Raw genomic sequence first — 21,364 nt, forward strand, 5'->3', positions numbered from 1 at the left:
GGCCCGGAACAGCGCAGGCACTCCAGTAGACTGAGGAGGAATGTCCATCGCTAGACAAGGTGCGGCGGCCGCGCTGCTTGCGGCTGTCATCTGCGTGACTGGGTGCGGAACCCCCGGCGCGCCGCAGCCGCCTTCGCTTAATCTGCCGGAGCGTGTTACCGATCTCTCCGCTACTCGCACCGGGAACCAGATCACGCTGACCTGGACCATGCCCAAGCGCACCACCGACCGCGTGCTGTTGAAGGGCGATATCGCCGCCGACGTTTGCTGGAACGAGGGCGCTTCGCATTGCGTGCCTGCCGGGGAAGTCAGCTTTGTGCCCAGTGCTGAGGCGTCGTTCACTGGACCGCTGCCGGGTACCTTGGCAACGGGAGCTCCCCGGCCGGTGAGCTACTTTGTGGAGCTCAAGAATCGCAAGGGCAAGTCGGCGGGGTTGTCGAATGCGGGGGTGATTCTGGCGGGGCAGGCTCCTGCGCCGGTCACCGGACTGGCCGCCGAAGTGCGCAAGCAGGGGGTTGTGCTGCGCTGGAGCGCCGCCGATTCAAAGGAGTCGATCCGGCTGAAGCGGACCTTGCTGAATCCTCCGGAAGCAAAGCCGAAGGAGGGGCCGCTCACGCCCGCCGCGGAGCCGGTGACGCTCGACCTGCTGGTTGAGCCGGACGGCGGCGGGGCGATGGATAAGGAAATCCGCTTCGGGCGCAGCTACGAATACCGGGCGCAGCGGATCGCGCGGATCACGGCGGAAGGCAAGCAGATCGAACTGGACGGCGAGCTGTCGGCGCCGGTCCGGATCGCAGCGGAGGATATTTTCCCGCCAGTGGTTCCCGCGGGGCTTGCTGCCGTTGCAACCGGGGCAACGGGCGGTTCGCCGGCATCGATCGACCTGAGCTGGCAGCCGGATGCCGAAGCTGATGTTGCAGGCTACAGGGTCTATCGGCGCGAAGGGCAATCGGAGTGGAAGCGTATCTCTGGCGATCAGCTCGTGGTGGGTCCGGCTTTCCATGACGCCGAGGTGCAGGCGGGGCACACGTACAGTTATGCCGTCACAGCGGTGGATGCGCGCGGAAACGAGAGCGGACGGTCGGATGAGGCCTCGGATGCCGTGCCGCAGCAGTGAGCTATTTTGATCCCAGCAGGATGGGGTCAGTCTCAACTAACGTCAGCGACCTGACCATACTCTGCGTTTCGGCTTTGTACTTTTTGAAGTGCGGAGACTGGATGTGAGAGTCATAGGCAGCCCGGTTTAGATACATCTCGAAGAGCCTGACCTTTTCAGGATGATCTTTAACAGACACGGCGTACAGGGTTATAACCCCCGGTTCCAAGCGTATGGAAGAGGAAATCTCTTCCCGAAGCGCCACCTTGTATTGCTCTACCTTTGCAGGGTTAATCTCCAGCTCTGCCAGTCGAATTATGCGCGCGTCTGGTTTTTGGGCATGTGTGAACGTTGCTGGAGTGAAGAATGCAACGAGCGCGAGCATACTCATGATCATTGCCTGCCTGGATGTCATGCCGGAATCCTACTACGCAGTGGCGTTTGCTATAAGAGCTACGCCCACTCGCCGCCCGCTTTGGGTTTAGCATCGTAACGAGTAAACGCCATGAAATATTGTCGATTTCTATTCGAAGGACAGGTTCACTACGGACGCATCGAAGATCGCGGCGGCGAGCCGTGGATCGTTGACCTGATGGATGCGCCTGAGGAAGATTTCGCGTTCCATTTGGAGCGGGCACTAGCGGCCGCAAAGCGGAAGTTGGCTGTCGATCCGGCGGGGCTCGACTTCGATCCGCTGCCGCTCAGCGCGGCGCAACTGCTGGCTCCGGTTACGCCGTCAAAGATCATCTGCGTGGGGCGCAATTATCGCGACCACGCGAAGGAGCTAGGCAACGAGGTTCCCACGGAGCCGCTGTTGTTCTTCAAGCCGACGTCGTCCTTGCTGGCTCCGGGTGGCGTTGTGCGCATGCCGGCGGCCTCGCAGCGCGTGGACTTCGAGGGCGAGCTGGCATTCGTGATCGGCAAACGTACCAGCCGGTTCAACGCAGACGGCGACTGGCGTTCGACGATTCGCGGCTACACGCTGGCCAACGATGTGACGGCGCGCGACCTGCAGAAGAAGGAAGGCCAGTGGACGCGCGGCAAGGGCTGGGACACTTTCTGCCCGGTGGGTCCCTTCGTGAGCGACGAGATCGATCCAGCGGCGGGTGTCGTGCTCGAGACGCGGGTGAACGGCGAGGTGCGCCAGCATGGCTCGACGGCGGACTTCATCTTCTCAGTCCCGCAACTGCTCGAGTACATCACCCAGGCCATCACGCTGGAGCCGGGCGACCTGGTGCTGACGGGGACCCCAGCCGGCGTGGGGCCGCTCGTGGCGGGTGATCGCGTGGATGTTTCGGTGGCGGGGCTGGGCGTCCTTTCAAATACGTTTCAACCGGAATAGCTCTGCCCGCCCTGAAACCTGTTCACACGGCAGGCATCGAAAGGGGCGTAGACTGATAGTGTCCGCTGTCTGCGGCGCCCCTTCGCCGCACGGCACGCGCAGGAGGAATCATGCCGCAGAATCTGCTCGAGCAATTGCGCAGCTATACCACCGTTGTTTCCGACACCGGCGACTTCGAGGCGATCAAGGAATTCAAGCCTACCGACGCCACAACCAATCCTTCGCTGATCGCCGCCGCCGCGCAAATGCCGCAGTATCAGGAGCTGGTAGACAGCGTATTGAAGCAGGCTCGCGACGAAAAAGGCGAGAGCGCCAGCGACACTGACGTGGCCAAGCTGGCCTTTGAGCGGCTGGCAGTCGCATTCGGCAAGCGGATCCTGGAGATTGTTCCGGGCCGCGTCTCGACGGAAGTCGACGCGCGCCTGTCCTACGACACCCAGAAGACCATCGACCAGGCCCGCGCCATCATCAAGCAGTACGATGAGGCAGGTATCGGCCGCGAGCATGTGCTGATCAAGATTGCTTCGACCTGGAAGGGCATCAAGGCCGCCGAACAGCTTGAAAAAGAAGGCATTCACTGCAACCTCACGCTGCTGTTCGGGATGCACCAGGCAATCGCCTGTGCCGAAGCGGGCGTCACGCTGATTTCGCCATTCGTGGGCCGCATTCTGGACTGGTACAAGAAGGACACAGGCAAGGACTACCAGGGCGCGGACGACCCTGGCGTGCAGTCGGTGACCCGCATCTACAACTACTACAAGCATTTCGGCTACAAAACGCAGGTGATGGGCGCTAGCTTCCGTAACATCGGCGAGATCACCGAATTGGCCGGATCGGACCTGCTGACCATCTCGCCGCAGCTCTTGGCAGAGCTTGAAAAGACGCAGGGCGACCTGCCCCGCAAGCTGGATCCCGAGAAGGCCAAATCGATGCAGATCGAGCGGATTCCCATGGACGAGGCGACCTTCGAGCGGATGCATGCCGAGGACCGCATGGCGCACGACAAGCTGACGGAGGGAATCGAGGGCTTCTCGAAGGCGCTGGTCAGCCTGGAAGGCCTGCTCTCGAAGCGGCTGGCCGAACTCGAATCGCGTACACCAGCAAGCGTTTAACTCGTCATTGCTTCACAAGAGGGCGGCCCACGCGGCTGCCCTTTTTTGTTGCTGCTGGTACTCCCACAAAAGTGGTGATTTAAATCACTTGAATTCCTCTCAGGTTGCGCTACATTCAATTCAACAGCAAGCAAACAGCAAGGCTGGGCAATTCGCCCCGCGCTGCGCAAGGTGCATCCGGGACCCATTGGCCTAGATTCCCCTGTGCATGTGCCGAGGAGACGTGTATGCATTCGCCAGCTCATCCGCTTGAGCCATTTTTTCTTCATGAAGTCACCAGCATCTTCGAAGGAAAGCTGGGGCTGAACGATCCTGAAATCAGCGGTTATCTCTCGCGCGTTCTTTGCCATTTTTCTGAAGACGAGAATCTCTTCCTGAAGCGCGGTATGACCGGCCACAGCATCGAGGATCTGGTGGGCATCATGCGCGCCTCCGATCCGGTGCACGGCACGGCGCCGTCGTTCGATGCCGAGCGCTCCATCCGCAAGTACGTGGGTGACTATTGCCTGTTCGTAGCGGGCATGGTACCGGAGGCGATTGATGGCGATTACGACAATCGCGGCCGCCGTCCCACCCTCGGTGAGCTCATTCGCGCCGGCAAGGAAAGCTATTACGTCGTAAGCCAGTTCAACGTTTTCGAGTATCGCCGTGAAGCGCCGCTGTTCCAGCGCCTGTGCGACCAGTTTGAGCGCTACGTTCTCGGCCTGGCGTTGGTCCGCGAAGAACTGGGCAAGCGGCTTGCGCTCGCCGCACCCGCCGCCTGAGTTTCTGCTCCTGTATTGCTGCTCGCTGTCACAACTAAAGGGCCGGGACAATGCATCCCGGCCCTGAACATTTGTGGAAGAAAAGTGGCCGAGTGTTTGCAATCCGAGCACCACACTGCCAGAAAAGTGTTGCGTCCCCCTCTTGACGGGCACAACATTTGCGGTAAAGTCGGGGTCAAACCCAACTAAGTGAGGCGTTCCCGCGGAGACCAACAGTCTTCGTGCATGAGCCTCAAAGGCAGTGGCTGGAGTCCTCCGGCTGCGCGCATCGGCGAACCCGCCACGGCCTGCAAGATGGTCGGACCTGCGCGCAATCGAGCGCAAACCGGATGAAGTCCGAGGCGCTCAGGAGGTCACCATGCAGCCGCAGAATCAGCCGCAGTCCCATCCCCTCGAGCAATTCTTCCACCAGGCCGTGCGCAATAACTATGAGGTCAAGCTCGGCCTGAACGATCCCGATGTGACAAGCTATGTGGCGCATCTGCTGTGCGAGTTTTCGCGTTCTGACAAGCTCTACAAGGTGCGCGACGGCCAGGGGCGGCCCATTGATGAGCTGGAGCAGATGCTGCTGGCGGCTGACCCGGTGAACGGTACAGCTCCCTCGTTCGACGCCGAGCGGCTGATCCGCAAACACATCGGCGATTATTCACTGTTTGTTGCAGGGATGTATCCCGAGGCCGTGGAGCCTTGGCGCCGCCACCGGCGTGGCAATCCATCATTGGAAGAACTGGTGCGAGCGGGCAAAGAGAGCTACTACATTGTGAGCCAGTTCAACCTGTTCGAGTACGAGAAGGAAGCGCCTTTGTTTGGGCGGCTCAGCGACTGGTTCGAGCGGTGCATTCTGGGGCTCACGCTGGTGCGGGAGGATTTGAGCAGGCGAAAGGCGCTGCCCGCTCCGCCGATTCAATAGCGGGATTATGATTCGCAGATCGGGCCGGCCGCGTGTCGGCCCTTTGCTTTTGGTGACCGTCGCGCATCGGATCGAAAGTGCGCCCATGACAACGGCCACTCCCCTGTTGGCATCGTACTGATCGGCCGCGGTTTCCCCGCGAGCGAGAGATCAAATGGCAAAAACAACTTCGGACCTCATAGTGGAACGCCTCATCGACTGGGGCGTCGATACAATCTTCGGTCTGCCCGGCGACGGCGTAGACGGCTTCTTCGAGGCACTTCGGACACATCAGGACAAGCTGCGCTTTGTGCAGGTGCGACATGAGGAGGCGGCGGCGTTTGCCGCGGTGGGCTATGCGAAGTACACGGGGCGCATCGGCGTCTGCGTTGCAACATCCGGTCCGGGAGGCATTCATCTACTCAACGGGCTCTATGACGCGAAGTGCGATCTGCAGCCGGTGCTCGCCATCACGGGACACACGTTTCACGACCTGATCGGGATGAGTTATCAGCAGGACGTGGACCTCGACAAAGTCTTCATGGATGTGGCGGTCTTCAATGAGCGCCTGATGGGCCCGGCGCATGCGGAGAACCTTGTCGACATGGCCATTCGTGCGGCATACGGACGCCGCGGCGTCGCGCATATCACTATTCCCAAGGACATGCAGGAGTGGAAGGTCTCTGACGAGCAGCGCTCGAAGGCCAACGTTCCCATGCACAGCGCCGACCTGGCCGCGCCGCTTGCGTTTCGTCCGGCGACGGCGTTGCTGGAGCAGGCAGCCGAAATCATCAACAAGGGCTCCAAGGTCACGGTGTTCGTCGGACGCGGCGCTCTGCATGCACGCGAAGAAGTGGAACAGCTTGCCGAGTTGGTGGGCGGCCCGGTGGTGAAAGCGCTGCTGGGCAAAGGCGTGCTGCCGGATCAGAGTCCCTACACCACGGGCGGCATTGGGCTCCTAGGTACAGCGCCCTCGGTCGACGCCATGAATGAGTGCGACACGCTGATCATGATCGGCACCAGCTTTCCGTACATGGAGTTTCTTCCCAAGCCGGGGCAGGCCAAGTGCGTGCAGATCGAACTAGACCCCACGCGCGTGGGACTGCGCCATCCTGTCGATGTGGCGCTTACTGGAGACTCAAAGACGATCCTGCAGGCGCTGCTCCCGATGCTGAAGAAGAAGGACGGCAAGTTCCTCAAGAAGGCGCAGGAGCGGATGAAGGATTGGAACGAGCTGCTCACCGACCGCGGCACGCGCACGGACATGCCGATGAAGCCGCAGGTCGTGACGCATACGCTAAGCCGCCTGCTGAATGACGATGCAATTGTCAGCGCCGATAGCGGCACCATCGCCACGTGGACCGCGCGTTACGTGCAGATGCGCGGCAATATGCAGTTCTCGCTCTCGGGCATGCTGGCCACCATGGCCAACGGGCTGCCCTACAGTATCGGCGCTGCGGCGGCCTATCCCGGCCGGCAGGTCGTGTGCGTGGTGGGCGATGGCGGGCTGTCGATGCTGATGGCCGAGATCGCCACGCTGGTGAAATACAACCTCAATGTGACGGTGATTGTTGTGAAGAATAACGTGCTCGGCCAAATCAAGTGGGAGCAAATTGTTTTGGAGGGCAATCCCGAGTTCGGCGTGGAATTGCACCCGATAGATTTCGCCAAGGTGGCGGAGGCATGCGGCGCGCGCGGCTTCACTCTTGAGCGCGCGGAAGACGCCGAAGCTGTGCTGCGCGAAGCGCTGGCGCATCCCGGGCCGAGTGTGGTGCAGGCGGTGGTCGATCCTAACGAGCCGCCGATGCCCGGCAAGGTGACAACCGATCAGGCGCTGCACTTCGCGAAGGCGCTGCTGCGCGGGCAGAAGGATGCCAGCAAAATCATCAAGACGCTTGCGGAAGATCAGATCCGCGAGGTGGTCTAGGGCCGCGAGAAACTAACCAGGCGCCGGATGGAAGTGCCATCCGGCGCCTGTCATTTTGTGACATGGAATCAAGTCCTTATCTCTTTCCGCGCCGTAATCCAAATCACATCCACGCACGGATCGCGGAGCGGCAGTATGCGTTCCGTCACATGAGCATGTGATTCTCCTCACATACAAGTCATCGTTAAATCAAGCTAATCTTGCTGCGTTCGATGATCTGGATCACATTGCGGTAGACGCGAGATGCAGGCGTCAGCGGCTGCCGCTGGAATCAGGACGGGATGAAAGACGCAGCACATCTGTTTCGATTTGCAGGACTTTTTGTAGTCGCATTCCTGGTGTTCTGGGTGGTCCGCGGCTACGTTGTTCCCAAAAGCTTTGGGCAATATGGGCACTACCGAGCCGCGTCGATCGGTGAGATCGGAGCGCGGCAGGTTCATTTCGCCGGGCACGAGACTTGTGAGACATGTCACAGTGACGTGCTCGACGTAAAGAAGGCCGGCAAGCACGCAGGCGTGAACTGCGAGGCGTGCCATGGGCCGCAGGCGCAGCACGCGAATGATCCAAGTTCGGTCACGCCTCCGAAGCCGGACACGGCCGTTTTGTGCGGGCACTGTCACGCCGCATCCACCGCCCGTCCCAAATCGTTCCCGCAGGTGAAGATTGACGAGCACTCCAGCGGGATGCCCTGCCAGACATGCCACCAGCCGCACAGCCCCGTTATTGGAGCGGCGCCGGCCGCAGGAGGCGCCAAGTGAATCTGTCCCGCCGACAAATACTCGTTCTGCTTCCCACTGCCGCCATCGCTTGGAAGTTCGTGAAGGCCGGCACGCCTGAAGAGGCGCCCAACTACAAGATGTCCGACCACTGGTGGGGCATGCTCATCGATATCCCGAAGTGCATTGGGTGCGGCAACTGCGTGCGCGCCTGCCAGGCGGAGAACGATGTGCCCGATGGCTTCTTCCGTACCTGGGTGGAGCGCTACCACGTCACCGATACGGACATGACGAACCCCGAGGTGATTTCGCCGGACGGCGGCAAGGAAGGCTTCCCTGCTGCGACCGACGATGCGGGCAAATACTTCTTTGTACCGAAGCTTTGTAACCACTGCGCTGACTCGCCATGCACGCAGGTGTGCCCGGTGGGCGCAACGTTCGTGAGCCCGGATGGCGTGGTGCTGGTCGATCCCAAGTACTGCCTGGGATGCGCGTATTGCGTGCAGGCTTGCCCGTATGGATGCCGGTATATCCATCCGGAGAAGAAGACGGCAGACAAGTGCACGCTCTGCTATCACCGCATCACGAAGGGGCTGACCACCGCGTGCTGCGAGAGCTGCCCGACGGGCGCACGCCAGCTGGTTGACCTGAAGAACCCGAACGATCCCATCCACGCATTCCTGAAGACGCACAGCGTTCACGTGCTCAAGCCGCAGATGGCGACAGGCGCGAAGGTCTACTACAACGAGCTGGACGGATCGGTGAGATAAGGCAGTGTTCAGTGACCAGTGGTCAGTGTTCAGAAATAAGAAAAAACTGACAACTGATCACTGACGACTGACAACTGGAGTTATTTATGCACGGTGTTGAAGGCTTCATGTATCCGAACGAGATCGAGCTCCAGTGGAGCGTGCTCATCGTTCTCTATCCATTTATTACGGGGCTGGTGGCGGGCGCATTCATTCTCGCCTCGCTGGAGCGGATCTTCCGCGTGGAGGCGGTGAAGCCGACATATCGCCTGGCGCTGCTGACCGCGTTGTCGTTTCTGATCGTCGCGCCGCTGCCGCTGCAACTGCACCTTGGGCATCCTGAGCGCTCGCCGGAGATGTACTTCACCCCGCACAGCACCTCGGCGATGGCCATGTTCGGCTATGTGTATCTGTGGTACCTGATGGCCGTGCTGGTGTTCGAGATCTGGCTCGATTACCGCCGCGAGATCGTGCTTCATGCGCAATCGTCAAAGGGCCTGCTGAAGCTCGTCTATAAGGTGATGACGCTAGGCTCCCGCAACATCAGCCCGCGCTCGCTGCATATCGATGAGCGCGTGGGCTGGGTAGTGACTCTGATCGGTATTCCTTCGGCGTTCATGCTGCACGGCTATGTGGGATTCATTTTTGGATCGATCAAGGCGAATCCGTGGTGGTCGTCGCCACTGATGCCGGTGGTGTTCATCTTCTCGGCGATGGTGTCGGGCATTGCGTGCGTGATGCTGCTCTACATGGCGACAACGAAGCTGCGCGGCAAGCAGATTGACATGCGCTGCGTCGACACGATCGCGATGTATCTCTTCTACACCTTTATCATCGACTTCAGCCTGGAGATGCTCGATCTGATTCATCGCATTTATGAGGCCGACGAATCGTTCCGCAGTCTCAACTTCCTGGTGCACACCCGGCTGTATTTCTCGCATATTGTTGTCCAGATCATGCTGGGCACGCTGGTGCCGTTGATCCTGCTGGGCATCACGCAGGTCACGCACCTGCATGAGGTCGCGCGCAAGCGCATGTACGTGACAGCCGGTGTGCTCACGCTGATCGGAATCTTCGCGATGCGCTGGAACGTGGTTATCGGCGGACAGCTCTTCTCGAAGAGCTTCCTGGGCTATACGACCTACAAGATGGGCATGGTCACGCGCGAAGGTCTGCTGCCTGCCGTGGCGTTTGCCATTCTGCCGCTGGGAATCCTGTGGGTGTTGATCAAGCTGCTGCCGCCGTGGCCAGAAGAGCATCTCTCTCTTCCGACCGAGCAGAAGCCAACCGTCGCGGTCGCCGGAGACTGACTTCGAACCGGAGGGCACGGACATGGGGGCGAATTCGACGATGACACCTCCCGAAGTGCTGGAACAGCTCTCCGGCCGCGTTGAGGACCTGGAGCGGCGAGTGGCGCAATTGGAGCAGCGCTCGCTCGCGGCACCCGATACGATCGCAACTGAGACAAAGCTGCAGCACCTGCCTGCCCCTGCGACATCAGAATCCTGGCAGATGGGCCCGGCGCTCACCGCAGTCGGTATCTCGTTGCTCGGCATCGCGGGCGCATACGTGCTTCGTGCATTGGCCGGGGGCGCGGTCCTGCCGAGATTGATTCTCGGATTGACGGGCGCGGCGTACGGCATCGGCTGGGCCGTGGCCGCTACTCGAGTGTCCAGGAAATTTTCAGGCGGGCTGTATGCGGCGACGTCCGTGCTCATCCTTGCGCCGATGCTCTGGGAGATGTGCCTGCGCTTCCAGGCAATGAGCCCGCTGCTGGCAGCGGGCGTCCTAGCCATATATCTCGCGACGGTGCTGATTGCCGGACGCAATTCTTACAAGGGGCCGGCATTCTCGCCGCTCTTCGCCGGATCGGCGGCAACAGCGCTCGCGCTCTGCATCGGTACGCGGAGCATGCTGCCATTCATCGCGATTCTGCTGGCGATGACGTTGTTCGTGGAAGTGCAGCGGATCCGATCCGGCGCGCTTGCTGTTGCGCCGTTCGTTCTGTTGGCCATGGATGCCGCAATCTTCGCGCTCCTCGTCATCTACCGTATGCCTGCGGCAGGAAGGCTGGAGTACCCGGTGCTCAGCCCTGCGGCCGTTCTGGCTGCGCCATTGCTGCTCCTGCTGATGGAAGCAACGGCGACGGCAGTGCACACCTGCTATCAGCGCCAGCGAATGGGCATATTCGACGCGTTTCAATTGATGGCCGTGTTTGGGATGTTCGCCGCGGGAGTCTTCTGGATGGTCGCGGAGCTGGCCCCGTCGGCTATTGGCAGTCTCTGCCTTGTGCTCTGCGGCGCCTGCTACTGGGCCGCCTTCGACCCGTTCCATTGCACAGCCGAACCCAGAAACTTCCGCCTGTTCGCGACGTGGGCGGTTGTACTCCTGGCCTGCGGACTCTACCTGCTGGAACCGCCGTCGTGGGTGGCCGCTACGTGTGCCGTCGCTGCGCTCGGCACAATCCTCGCTGCTCCGCGCCTGCATTCCACCACGCTTGAAGCTCACTCGATTGTCTATCTTGCGCTCGCCGCCTTTGCCTGCGGGCTTCCGGCGTATGCGTGGCACGTCATAATCGCCGATATCCCCGTGCATCTGGGGTGGCCGATCGCGCTGTTCGCTGCAGTGGCGCTCGCGGGCTACGCGCTCTGCCACGAACAGCAGTCCGAAGACTCCGCGCACCGAGCCATTCATCTCGTTCTGGCGCTGTTAGCCACGTTTGCTGCGTGCGCACTACTCACGCACGGATTGCTGGCCGTAACCGGCCTGGCGGTTCACCCCGAACCGTTCCACATCGCGCTGCTGCGGACCGTCGCGGTCTGCGCAGTTGCGCTGACCCTCGCCCTCGGCGGAGTTCGCCTGCAGCGCATAACCATGAGCCGGGTGGCCTATGTGCTGCTTGCATTCGTGGTGCTGAAGCTCGTGTTTGAAGATTTGCGGCATGGGCACCTTGCGTTCCTCGCCGCGTCGATCGGGATTGTCGCCGTAACGTTGATTGCGGTGCCGCGGATTGCGAACAGGCAATCAAGTGGTCAAGTGATCAGGCGGGCTTAAGCGCCTGGTCACCTGATCACGTATCGTGTTACTCCGACCACACCGCCAGCACATTTCCCAGGCCATCGGAGAAGTGGAAGCGTCGTCCTCCGGGGAATTCGAACGTGGGCACTGTGATGGAGCCGCCGGCCGCGACAATCGCTGTTTCTGTTTCTTTGAGATCGCTCGAATAGAGAACGATCAGGGGCGCGCCGCCTTCCCGATCGCCTTCGTTCGCCTGCCGGAAGCCGCCGTCGATGCCGGCGCTGTCCTTGTCGAAGCTAACGTATTCCGGCCCATAATCGGTGAACTTCCAGCCGAAGACGCCGCCGTAAAACTCCTTGGCTTTCGCCACATCGGTCGCGGAAAACTCAATGTAATTGATGGTGTGATGCTGCACAGGATGCCCCATGGCTGTTCTCCTTCGTGGTTAGTGCGTGGAATCGTTGAAAGGCGGGCTGCCTAACGGCGCGGCGCAGGCACACCTTTCCCGGTGCGCTCTCGATACGCCTCCATCCACGAAGCCTCAAGAGCGGGGCATCGCAGATAGACCACCTGCGGTCGGCCAACTGCCCTGCGGATCACTGCCCGTGAGGACCGGTCGCGCCAAGCCGGTGGTGCCGAGGTACGGGTTCAACGTAGCACCGGCGATGGGGCAGCGCAATTGCAATGTTGTCAATGCAATGTGAAAGCCTCCGCTGCGAATTGAGCATGCATCTAATCGCCTCGTAGTCCGGAGTGAGAGATTGACGATGAACCAGGTGATCTGCCCGCAATCGAATGCGGCACCGGGAGGACAGCGATGCTGATGCTGCTGGCAATTTCGCTGCCGACTCCTTGGGTGGTGCTGGGCGGCATTGCATTCGTACTGATGGCTTTGTATCTGCTGGGCGGCATTCTCGGTCCGCTGCCCGACTATCGGATCACAGGGGCCGAAGAACTGCCCGCCAATGACTCCGAGGAGTTTCTTAATCTTCTGGAATCGCTGGTCGATGCAAAGGTGAACCGTACGGGCAAGCTCGAGGTGCTGACGAACGGCGACCACTTTTACCCCGCCGTACTCCAGTCGATTCGTAAAGCGGGTCGCAGCGTGAACATTGAGGCCTACATCTTCCACAGAGGGGAGATCGGTCGCCAATATGTCGAGGCGCTTGCGGAACGCGCCCGCGCCGGGGTGAAGGTCAACCTCACCATCGACGCGTTTGGCAGCACCGGAAGCCGGGGAGCGTTTTTGCGGCCGCTGCTCGAGGCCGGCGGCCGAGTGGCCCGCTATAACGGCGTCAAGTGGTACAGGTTGCTCGGTCTCGACAACCGGACCCATCGCGAACTCGTTGTGGTGGATGGGAAGGTCGGCTTCATCGGTGGCGCCGGCGTGGCAGACCAGTGGTACAAGCAGACCAAGAAGGATCCGCGGTGGCGCGACACCCTGGTTCGCGTAGAAGGCGAGGCGGTCGCGAACCTGCAGGCCACATTCGCGGAAAACTGGCTTGACTCCAGGGGCGAGGTTCTGGTGGGTGAGGATTACTTCCCGCGGATCGAATGTCCAGAGCAAACCACAGCGCTGGTGATTAATAGCACTCGCACAGCAGGCGGATCGACCCGTGCGCGCGTACTGTTCCAGCTTCTGCTGGCGTCGGCGCGCGAGAGCATCTCGATCACCACGCCTTATTTCCTGCCGGACAAGAGCCTGATGCGCGAGCTTTGCAGTGCCGTGGAGCGGGGCGTCCATGTCCGTGTGCTCGTTCCGGGTCGCAAGAGCGATCACCTGCTTACTCGCTCGACCAGCCGCGGCGGATACGGGAAGCTGCTCGAAGCCGGCGCGGAAGTTTATGAGTACCGGCCATCGATGATTCATGCTAAAGTGCTGTGCGTCGACGGACGCTGGGCGGTGGTGGGATCAACCAACTTCGACAATCGCTCGTTCGGTATCAACGACGAGGTGAACCTTGCGGTCCGCGACGAGGCGTTTACCAAGCGTCTGCTGGCCGACACAGAGGCGGACCTTCGGCAGGCACAGCGTGTCTCATTGCAGGACTGGCGGCACAGGCCAGTTACCGAAAGGGCCACGGAACTGATAGGCTGGGTTTTCGAGCGGCAGCAATGATTACGACATCCCCTAACTTCCGCATCGCGACATACAACCTCCACAAGTGCCGTGGGTTCGATCTACGCATCGTACCCGAGCGCATTCTCACCGTGCTGAAGGAACTGGATGCAGACATCCTGTGCCTGCAGGAAGTGGTGAACGCGCCCACCGGCCCATCGCAGTGGAACCAGGCCCACGCCATCGCCGAGACATTTCCGGATTTCCATGTGGCGTTCGGCGCCAACCGGCCATTTCACGACGGCACCTATGGCAATATGACGCTCAGCCGGTTTCCGATCGTCTCGTGGAGGAACCACGACCTTTCGCGCGAGCGCCGCGAACCTCGTGGCGTTTTGCAAACTGAGATAGAAGTGGCGCGCGGCGCCGTGATGCACGTGTTTAACGTGCACCTGGGCACCGGGCACATGGAACGCCGCTACCAGGCGCGCAAGCTACTCAATCCTGAAGTGCTGGAGCAATCGGACTTGAAGGGCCCGCGGCTGGTGCTGGGCGACTTCAACGAGTGGACGCGCGGGTTGACCACACGCCTGCTGCAATCGAGCTTCAAGACCTTCCGTCCGCGTCATGCGGGGAAGTTCCCTCGCACGTTCCCGGGCATGCTGCCGCTGGTAAGCCTGGACCACTGCTACTACGATGAGCCGCTGCAACTGCAGGGGTCGCGGCTGTGGCGGTCGCGCATGGCGTTGTGGGCATCGGATCACCTGCCGCTGATAGCCGATTTCAAGTTGTCGAATGTGGCGGTAATGCCGAAGAGCGGCCGCGAACACTCAGCGGCCTAACCCTGGTGGCGCGACGGCCTTGCCGCCGCGCTTAGCGGCTTAGCGAGTAAACGATGCCCGCCACCACAGAGCGTCCAGGCATGACGACGCCGCTGATCTCCTCGTAGCCTGTGTTCGCGATATTGCTCAAGCGCATGTAGGGACGCCATGCGCCTGAGGGCCGCGACACGCCTGCGTTCCAAACAGCGTAGGCGGTCTGCTGATAACGCTGCGCAATCTGCACCGTGTTGTTGAGTGCAGCCCAGCGTTTTACAGCACAATCCCAGATCGCGCGGACGTTGTTCACCGGGTAGTTGAATACGTACCTCGACTCTTCGCCGTGTAGCGCGTCCTGCGCGCCGAACAGAGTCGTCCACGATAAATGGATTGATTGTCCGCTAACAGGCTGCCATGCGAAGGAGGACTCGATCCCGCTGAAACGCAGGCCTGGCAAATTCTCTGCCTGCCATTGCGTCGTGGGTGAGCTGCGCAGGTAGTCGATGGCATTGTGCTGGTGAGCGTAGAACCCCGTTGCTGAGAGGGTGAAATGCGTGCGCGCCCAATCAATCCCGCCTTCGCCGGACCAGGCGGACTCCGGCTTGAGGTTCGGATTGCCGATCGTCGTGGGATCGGAGTAGTAGAGGTCCGTATAGGTGGGAATGCGGAAGCCGTAGCCGCCGGTTGCGCGCACCTTCAAGGAGTCCGTAACGCGCCAGCTTGCGGCCGCATGCGGAGCCAGCGCCGCCTGCCCGCCGCCTGAGAAGACCTCTTCGCGCAGCCCTGCCGATGCTGTCCAGCGGTGCCTGGCAGGATGGCAGTCCCAGTCGACGTAGCCTGCGCCGCGGTTGCGGGCGTGCGTGCCGAGGTTGTTGCTGCGGATGGAGTCGCCGTCGGCTTCGAGGCCAAAGAGCAGCAGCCCGCCGGGCCAGGCCTTCGCCTGTCCTGTGTTTTCGGTACGGCGCAGCGAGGCCTGCCAGGATGTGTCGATGTGGTTGTTTTCGTAGATTGCAGGATTGCTGCGGATCAGCACGAAGTCGTCGGTGTGGCGGCGATAGCCGAACGCAGCAACCGTCTTGGTGCCGAGTTCCTGGCGGGCCGAAGCGAACCAGCCTTTGGTCCTCTCCCAGGAAGGGTACGGTCCGTAGAACTGGTCTGCGCCGAACGCGCGGTCGCTGCCGGCGGCAAGTAGATCGGTCACGCCAAGCCGCGTGCCCATCCAAGTCTCCACGGACCCATCCATGTTGCGATAATCGCGATCGGCGATGAATCCGTTGGAGAAGTTGCGGTCGCCGGTGATGCGGCCGGACCAGCGTCCTCGCGCTACGCCCGCCATCACGGCCTGTTCGTTCTCCCCAAAGTTGCCTCCCCCGGCCCGGATCAGCAGCAACGGTGCATGCGGTGCGGCAGTCAGGAAGTCTATCGCGCCGGCCAGCGCATCCGTGCCATGCAGCGTGGAACCGGCCCCATGGAGCACCTGTATCTGTTCCATGGCTTCGAGCGGAATGGGCAAGTCGAGGTTGTGGTGCGCGGTCTGGCTGTCGTTGATGCGGAAACCGTTCACCAGCACCAGGGCCTGCGCAAAGCTGCCGCCGCGCAACACCAGGTCAGATTGAGCTCCTCCCGCCCCGCGCTGCTCAACGAAGATGGACGAATCGTCCCGCAACAGGTCGAGCGGAGTCTCAACCCGCAGTAACTCCGGCTCAACAGGCATCACCTGCACGGCGGATGACGATTCCGCCAGCGGCACGGGCGTTGCCGAGCCGAGCACGACCATGGTCTCGGTCGCCTTGGGAACCGCGGAAGCTGGAGCGGGTGCGCCGCCCGAGGAAGGCGATTGAGCAAAGGCCGAAACGAGAGAAGCGGCAAGAAGAAGGACATTCCCAATGGATCGAGCGGGGAAGAGCATACAGATTATGCTAACGGCCCAAGCGGTTTCAGAAGGCGCGCGAATTCGTCTGATGCAAAAGCGCGGAGCCGTAGCTCCGCGCTTTTGATCGTTAGCCCCCGGACTACTGCGTAACCGGAGCGGGTGGCGGTGTCTTGGGCGCCTTGAGGTGCGGCGCGTTGGGTGGAACCGGGGGGGCGCCATCGTCCGAGGTTACCGCCGGCGGAGGCGGAGTTGCCGGGAATCCCGAGCCCTTCTTGATCCGCAGGTCGCCCACATCGGCGCTCAGCACGATCTTGGCGTTGCCGCCACCGATCTTGCCGGTCACCGACTTGCTTTCCTCGCCGCTGATCGACAGCGGATAGTCGGAGAGAACATCGCCGTTACGCGTGTTGCCGGTTACCGTGGCCGAGGCGTTCGGAGGCAGCGTGATCTCCATGTCGCCATGGCCGCTGCTGATCTTCGCCTCAATTGAGAAGGGACCCGCAGGCGCGATGCTGACATTGCCGTCGCGATCCGAGACGTAGGTGTCGCCGTAGATCTGCGTGAGGTCGATGTTCTTCGAGTGCGTCTCGACGCGCACCGGCCCCTTGACTTCCGTGATGCGGAGGTCATCGTCGTTCAGTGTGAGGTCGCCCGGCAAATCACCGAACTGCAGATCCGTCACCGAGGTGTGCAGATGCGAAGCCCCGGTGAGGTTCTCCATGTGCGCCTCGCCGAAGATGTCGCCGTTGACCATAACCTTGCCTTTTATCTCCGACAGGGTCAGGTCGTTGCAGCGGCCATCCGCAGTGAGGTCGCCTTTGATCTGATGAGCCGAGATGCTGCCCTTGTCATTGGAGAAGTGGACCTGTACGGAGCCCTGGATATCGCTGAGCCGCACATCCCCATGCCCGGCGTTGATGCTCACGCCGCTGCCCAGTCCCGCCGCCGTCACATCGCCGCGGTTCACGTTCAGAGCCAGTTGCCCCGACTTCGGCACGATGACTGTGAGGTTCACCCGGCCGTTGTTATGCCCAGCCGACTTCACCAGCACCGTCTTGCCGCTCACGGTTACGTGCGCCGCTTCGGCCTGGAAAATCTTCTGCGCCTCGCTGTCGGAGTTGGCATAGGCGATCTCATGCGCGTTGATCTGCACGGTCGAGGTGTCGCCGGCCGTGACGCTGACGTCGCCACGAGGATTCTCGATGGAGATCACAGACCCCGCCGGAACCTCCGTGTTCAGCACTTCCTGGTCAAGGTCGTGCTGCGGACGGCCCAGGGTATTGAAGAAGTCGTCGTTGTCGCCGAAACCGGTGTGCACCCAGTTCCAGTTGGCGTGCGTCCACGAGGCGCACACGCCGACGATGGCAAGCAGGATGAGCAGGCCGACGTAATTGCCGCCACGCCGTACCGGCGCCTTGCCGCGCAGGTCGAGCGCCCACTCGCCCAGCATGGCGAGTCCGGCGAAGATCAGCATCAGCGGCCACCAGCGGCCATACCACTCCCAGAACTGGGCGGCGTCAATCCTTCCCGAGTAGACCAGCAGCGCAATGATGCCGATGGCCACGAGGATCAACGGCCCGACAATGGAGGGCACCCGAGGCGCATAGGGGCCACCGACACCCGCTTTCCATGCGTACTTCTGCGCTTTCCATGAATCGCGCTGGGCGCGCCAGGCAGCCTTCTGCTGCTCGCGATAGACACGCCACTGCGTGTGCGGATCATAGGGCGGTACACCACCAGGAGGCGCGCCGGGAGGAACATTGGGAGGAACGCTGCTCATAGTCCACCTCCATTGCGATCGATGTCGTTCCGGCTCGCCGGGACGATGGAGGTTTCACTGGCGGCCGGCGGCTGCGCCGGTGCGCCCGGATAGGCACCCTGATACGAACCCGGATATCCGCCCGGCTGCTGCGGATAGCCCGTATAGGGGGCGTCGGAATACGGCTCGCTGGCGAGCGCCGCGCGCTCGGCTAGCTTCAGCACGCCGATAAGGATCAGCAGCAGCGGCCAGAACAAGTGCCACCAGCGCTCGACAATCCCCATCTGGTGCAGCAGCGCCAGGGTTCCAATCAGAAGCAGAACGGCCGGTCCCGTCAAACGGCGAATCAGGATATAGCGGTTCATTGTGCACCTCCGGAGCCGTTCTGGTTATTCACATCATTCGGAGGCTGGCCAGGAACTTGTCCATGACCCATGCGGCGGATCATCAGCCACACACCCAATGCAATCAGCATCAGCGGCCAGGTGAACTCCCACAGCCGGCCGTTGAAGATGTCGAGCTGGCCGAGGAGGAACAGCAAGCCGAGGCCGATCAGCACAATGGCTCCAATAGGTTCCTTGCGCTTCCAGTAGACCGGCGGCACCGGGGGCATGGGCGGAATCGGCGGCGCATAAGGTTCGTAGGGCGCCTGCGCTCCGGTAAACGGAGGCTGCCATCCTGCCTGGCTGGGGGGTGTGTACGGCGTTTGCCCGTACGGAGGCTGATAGGTGCTGCCCGGGCCGCCCGGTGTTCCCGGCGCTCCAGCGGGCCCGGCCGCGCCCGGCATCGGGTTCACGGGCGGAACGCCGCCAGCCGGTGGATACTGTTTTCCGCCAAGATTGAGCCAGTTGCCGACTTCGTTCAAACCCAGTGGATCAGGCAGCGGCTCGCCGTCGCGACGCGCTCTGGCGGTGTGATACGCCTCGAACGACTGGTATAGAACCCAGGCGGCGATGAACAGCCCGAAGATCGGGTAATGATCGGTGATGCTGATCAGCACCGCGAAGATCACCACGTGAATGAATCCCTTGAAGAACTGGCCGTTGTACATGGCGCCGACGCCGGGGATCAAACCCAGTACGGCCGCCGCAGCCGGATTCGGAGCACCCATGGAAGGCGGTGCAGCAAATGGATTCGGCACTGACTGCCACGCCATGTTGCAGGGCTCGCAGAGGACCTGACCCCCGCTGCCGTGGCGCACGCAATTGGAGCAAAGAGCCTTGCCGCAGTTCTGGCAGAAGGCTGAGGCGGTAACACCGCTATGATTTACGCAGTCCATACACTGCTCCTTCTTCTTTCCTTCCCGGAGCCGCCGTTGGGATTCCCAAGGGATTGTCTATGTCCCCGGGTTGTACCGGAATGCGCGGACTGATCGTGAAGTGATAGCGATGTCTCCAGCAAATCCACACTATCGAGCGCCGGTGTAACCGACTGCTGGGGCGGATCAACGCGCGATCCGCCATCCTTGTGATTGGGGTTCTGCTTTGATTCTCCCGAGGGCTGCGGCGATTTCTGCTGCTGGCTCTCGGCGTCGTTGTTGCGCCGCATTTCGCGGACGCGGGATTGAACTTCATACACCAGGCGAAGGTGATCGTAGTAGCGGACGATCGGGGTGTAAGCCACCGTGATCTGCCGCTGCATATACATACGGATTGAGGTGGGCTTCAGATCTGCAAACCGCAGCTTGGTGATGCGCACGCCCGTCATGTTCAGGGTCAGCGCGATCGAGAAGAACGCCATGGCTGCCGTCATCATCAGGCGGGGCTCGGCAAAGCGCCGGACGTACCCCATGAAGCCGGGCTTCTGCCAGGCCGGGACCCGAACGCTCTTGGCGCGCTTCTGCAGCGGAACTCCGGCGGTGATTACTGCCGCTTCGCCGGTTGCCACACTGAGTTCTGCGGTTTGCCCGGGGCCCGTCTGTGCCAGGATCCTGTCCAGCAGCCCAGCCGGTACCTCGGGCTCAACGGATAAAAAATCGAGCCATTCGCGGCCCCGCCGCGATTCCTCAAACAGAGCCGTACACGCAGAGCAGGAGGCCATGTGATTCGAGAAAGTGGCCTCGTCCTCCGGCCTGAGCATGCCGTCGAGCGCGTCCGCCAGGAGGGTCTCCCATTGGCCGCAGGCGGGGGAAGTCGGAATGTTTGTACGCTCGGGCATTTACATCACCTCCCGTTTAGTACGTTCCAGCAGGCGCGCTAGTTCCGCGCGGCCTCTGCTGATGCGGGACTTTACCGTCCCTTCGGGTATCTGGAGCACCTGGGCGATTTCTTTATAATCCATGTCCTGTAAGTCTCTTAATATCACGGCTTCGCGCAGTTCCACCGAAACGTGAGACAGCGCTTCCTGAACCATCTTGCCGAGCTCCTTGCGGGCGGCCATCTCGTGGGGGGATGGATCGCGTCCCACAAGGCGGTCAATGGGCCGCAATTCTTCGGTCTGATCCCATCCGTCGTCAAGAGAACCGGTGATTCGCTGGTTCTTGGTTCTACGGAAGTTATCCACCAGCAGGTTACGGGTCATGGTCGTGATCCATACCTGCAGGCTGCCCCGATTGGTATCAAAGCTGCCTAGATTCGAATAAATCTTCAGAAATACATCCTGGGTAAGGTCTTCTGCGTCCGTGGGCGAACCGGTGAAGCGGTAACAAAGTCCATATACACGTTTATGATGCGCACGGACAAGCTCGGCCCAGGCGGCGGAGTCGCCGTCCATGCAGCGCCGGACGGTCTGCGACCAGTCGATTTCCAACGGTCTCGCCTCCCCGTCCATCCTGCGGGCTCCTTCTCCCCGTGACTGCGGAACTGCGTAACGACCCGGCTCAATGCGCTGCTTCTCGCCGTCGCCACGGACCGCGGCAGCCGCTTGGGCCTGCCGGTCCGAGCCCTTTTTCGCGGGATGCAAGCCAGGCTTTGCGGCCTCAGCTCCGCGCCGTACTGGCTGGTTCCAGGCGCCCAGTCCCACATCGCTCCAGCGTAATGTGCCAACGCACTGCATAAGTGGGCTATACGCAGCGTTCTGCACACCGGTTCCCGGAGGCGTTCACAGGGTTCGCAAAGCATTCTAAATCGCCGGCGCGGTCTGGCCGGTGGAGAACATTCGAGTGTGATCACAGGAGGTGCAGAATACGGCAATTGGACCGACGGTATCCCGCCTTCGGCCCGTTGGCCTACACGTGAGACGGCCATCACAATCGCTGGATCGAAGTAGCGGTATGCTCTCGCCCGTCGTGTTGAAACGAACGA

20 protein-coding genes are annotated in these 21,364 nt (G+C 61.4%); 12 read left to right on the plus strand and 8 right to left on the minus strand.

Features of this window, described 5'->3' with window-relative positions; all coding sequences use genetic code 11:
* The first annotated feature begins 40 nt into the window (after positions 1–40).
* Positions 41–1,117: a fibronectin type III domain-containing protein gene (locus tag MOP44_RS08255; protein WP_260795547.1), complete on the plus strand. Its 1,077-nt coding sequence runs from the start codon at positions 41–43 to the stop codon at positions 1,115–1,117.
* Position 1,118: 1 nt separating this feature from the next.
* On the opposite strand, the gene MOP44_RS08260 is transcribed toward MOP44_RS08255, so the two are convergent.
* Positions 1,119–1,511 carry a putative quinol monooxygenase gene (locus MOP44_RS08260; RefSeq protein ID WP_260795549.1) on the minus strand — a complete coding sequence of 131 codons (393 nt, stop codon included), beginning with the start codon at positions 1,509–1,511 and terminating at the stop codon, positions 1,119–1,121.
* A 90-nt stretch (positions 1,512–1,601) separates the two neighbouring features.
* On the opposite strand from MOP44_RS08260, the gene MOP44_RS08265 reads away from it, so the two are divergent.
* From MOP44_RS08265 to MOP44_RS08305, 9 genes are all read left to right on the plus strand, one after another.
* Entirely contained in the window at positions 1,602–2,438 is an 837-nt protein-coding gene (locus MOP44_RS08265) for a fumarylacetoacetate hydrolase family protein (protein ID WP_260795550.1), read from the plus strand.
* Between the two features lie 110 nt (positions 2,439–2,548).
* Positions 2,549–3,550 carry a transaldolase gene (locus MOP44_RS08270; RefSeq protein ID WP_260795551.1) on the plus strand — a complete coding sequence of 334 codons (1,002 nt, stop codon included), beginning with the start codon at positions 2,549–2,551 and terminating at the stop codon, positions 3,548–3,550.
* A gap of 227 nt (positions 3,551–3,777) precedes the next feature.
* The gene (locus tag MOP44_RS08275; RefSeq protein ID WP_260795552.1) at positions 3,778–4,314 is read left to right on the plus strand and encodes a hypothetical protein; all 537 of its coding nucleotides are present in this window, start codon (positions 3,778–3,780) and stop codon (positions 4,312–4,314) included.
* A 241-nt stretch (positions 4,315–4,555) separates the two neighbouring features.
* Positions 4,556–5,224, plus strand: a complete 669-nt coding sequence (locus MOP44_RS08280; protein WP_260795554.1) for a hypothetical protein — start codon at positions 4,556–4,558, stop codon at positions 5,222–5,224.
* A gap of 154 nt (positions 5,225–5,378) precedes the next feature.
* Entirely contained in the window at positions 5,379–7,130 is a 1,752-nt protein-coding gene (locus tag MOP44_RS08285) for a thiamine pyrophosphate-dependent enzyme (protein WP_260795555.1), read from the plus strand.
* A gap of 281 nt (positions 7,131–7,411) precedes the next feature.
* The gene (locus tag MOP44_RS08290) at positions 7,412–7,888 is read left to right on the plus strand and encodes a cytochrome c3 family protein (protein WP_260795556.1); all 477 of its coding nucleotides are present in this window, start codon (positions 7,412–7,414) and stop codon (positions 7,886–7,888) included.
* Positions 7,885–8,616: a 4Fe-4S dicluster domain-containing protein gene (locus tag MOP44_RS08295; protein WP_260795557.1), complete on the plus strand. Its 732-nt coding sequence runs from the start codon at positions 7,885–7,887 to the stop codon at positions 8,614–8,616. The genes MOP44_RS08290 and MOP44_RS08295 overlap by 4 nt, the downstream gene beginning before the upstream one ends.
* Before the next feature lie 86 nt (positions 8,617–8,702).
* The gene (nrfD, locus tag MOP44_RS08300; protein ID WP_260795558.1) at positions 8,703–9,905 is read left to right on the plus strand and encodes an NrfD/PsrC family molybdoenzyme membrane anchor subunit; all 1,203 of its coding nucleotides are present in this window, start codon (positions 8,703–8,705) and stop codon (positions 9,903–9,905) included.
* 40 nt (positions 9,906–9,945) lie between these two features.
* Positions 9,946–11,649 (plus strand): hypothetical protein, encoded by a 1,704-nt coding sequence (locus MOP44_RS08305; protein WP_260795559.1) that lies wholly within the window; start codon positions 9,946–9,948, stop codon positions 11,647–11,649.
* Between the two features lie 28 nt (positions 11,650–11,677).
* Here the strand turns inward: MOP44_RS08305 and MOP44_RS08310 are convergent, their stop codons facing one another.
* Positions 11,678–12,040: a VOC family protein gene (locus MOP44_RS08310; RefSeq protein WP_260795560.1), complete on the minus strand. Its 363-nt coding sequence runs from the start codon at positions 12,038–12,040 to the stop codon at positions 11,678–11,680.
* A 390-nt stretch (positions 12,041–12,430) separates the two neighbouring features.
* Between MOP44_RS08310 and MOP44_RS08315 the strand changes: the two genes are divergently transcribed.
* Positions 12,431–13,732: a phospholipase D-like domain-containing protein gene (locus MOP44_RS08315; protein ID WP_260795561.1), complete on the plus strand. Its 1,302-nt coding sequence runs from the start codon at positions 12,431–12,433 to the stop codon at positions 13,730–13,732.
* On the plus strand, positions 13,729–14,514 hold the full coding sequence (locus MOP44_RS08320) for an endonuclease/exonuclease/phosphatase family protein (protein WP_260795563.1): 786 nt from the start codon (positions 13,729–13,731) through the stop codon (positions 14,512–14,514). Before MOP44_RS08315 ends, MOP44_RS08320 begins: the two co-directional genes overlap by 4 nt.
* Positions 14,515–14,545: 31 nt before the next feature.
* Here the strand turns inward: MOP44_RS08320 and MOP44_RS08325 are convergent, their stop codons facing one another.
* From MOP44_RS08325 to MOP44_RS08350, 6 genes are all read right to left on the minus strand, one after another.
* Complete coding sequence (locus MOP44_RS08325) at positions 14,546–16,399, minus strand: TonB-dependent receptor plug domain-containing protein (RefSeq protein WP_260795565.1); 1,854 nt, start codon at positions 16,397–16,399, stop codon at positions 14,546–14,548.
* 103 nt (positions 16,400–16,502) lie between these two features.
* The gene (locus tag MOP44_RS08330) at positions 16,503–18,143 is read right to left on the minus strand and encodes a DUF4097 family beta strand repeat-containing protein (protein ID WP_260795566.1); all 1,641 of its coding nucleotides are present in this window, start codon (positions 18,141–18,143) and stop codon (positions 16,503–16,505) included.
* Positions 18,140–18,487 carry a LiaI-LiaF-like domain-containing protein gene (locus tag MOP44_RS08335; RefSeq protein ID WP_260795567.1) on the minus strand — a complete coding sequence of 116 codons (348 nt, stop codon included), beginning with the start codon at positions 18,485–18,487 and terminating at the stop codon, positions 18,140–18,142. The genes MOP44_RS08330 and MOP44_RS08335 overlap by 4 nt, the downstream gene beginning before the upstream one ends.
* Positions 18,484–19,401 carry a B-box zinc finger protein gene (locus MOP44_RS08340; protein ID WP_260795568.1) on the minus strand — a complete coding sequence of 306 codons (918 nt, stop codon included), beginning with the start codon at positions 19,399–19,401 and terminating at the stop codon, positions 18,484–18,486. The genes MOP44_RS08335 and MOP44_RS08340 overlap by 4 nt, the downstream gene beginning before the upstream one ends.
* Complete coding sequence (locus MOP44_RS08345) at positions 19,389–20,279, minus strand: anti-sigma factor family protein (protein ID WP_260795569.1); 891 nt, start codon at positions 20,277–20,279, stop codon at positions 19,389–19,391. Before MOP44_RS08345 ends, MOP44_RS08340 begins: the two co-directional genes overlap by 13 nt.
* Complete coding sequence (locus MOP44_RS08350; protein ID WP_260795570.1) at positions 20,280–20,870, minus strand: RNA polymerase sigma factor; 591 nt, start codon at positions 20,868–20,870, stop codon at positions 20,280–20,282. It lies immediately after the preceding gene.
* Between the last annotated feature and the right edge of the window lie 494 nt (positions 20,871–21,364).

It is taken from the genome of Occallatibacter riparius (assembly GCF_025264625.1).
Classification (GTDB): Bacteria; Acidobacteriota; Terriglobia; order Terriglobales; family Acidobacteriaceae; genus Telmatobacter; species Telmatobacter riparius.